This window comes from Alkalihalophilus lindianensis, from assembly GCF_032843265.1.
Lineage (GTDB): Bacteria > Bacillota > Bacilli > Bacillales > Bacillaceae_D > Alkalihalophilus > Alkalihalophilus lindianensis.
This window is the reverse complement of sequence record NZ_JAWJBA010000344.1, coordinates 1-270: the sequence shown is the minus strand read 5'-3', so window position 1 is coordinate 270 and position 270 is coordinate 1. Positions and strand designations below refer to the sequence as shown.

Annotated in this window: 1 protein-coding gene; it reads left to right on the top strand. The window is 43.7% G+C overall.

Annotation, left to right across the window (positions count from 1 at the left end; genetic code table 11):
• Positions 1-250 (top strand): hypothetical protein (locus RYX56_RS22510; protein WP_317124141.1); only part of this gene is annotated, 250 nt, incomplete at its 5' end.
• Positions 251-270: the final 20 nt, after the last annotated feature.

Genomic DNA, 270 nt, shown 5'->3' with positions numbered 1-270 from the left:
TCGCCAAGCAGAAGTCACACCTTCCTATTCAACCATTGGCATTACCAGGTATCCGGAGTGGGTGGCAGCTGAAATTATCTCAGAAGCTGCTGATGAGGTTGTCTATGGAGAGGTACTCCAAAGCTGTATTGAGGCGCATATTCTGTTTGATTTAGCAATCTTGGATGTTTTGAAGAAGGCTGCGAATAACGTAACCTGTCAGTACGATAATACACTAACGTATCAAAGGGTACGTCCACTTCAACTTTAAGTAATAGGAGGGAACAAGCA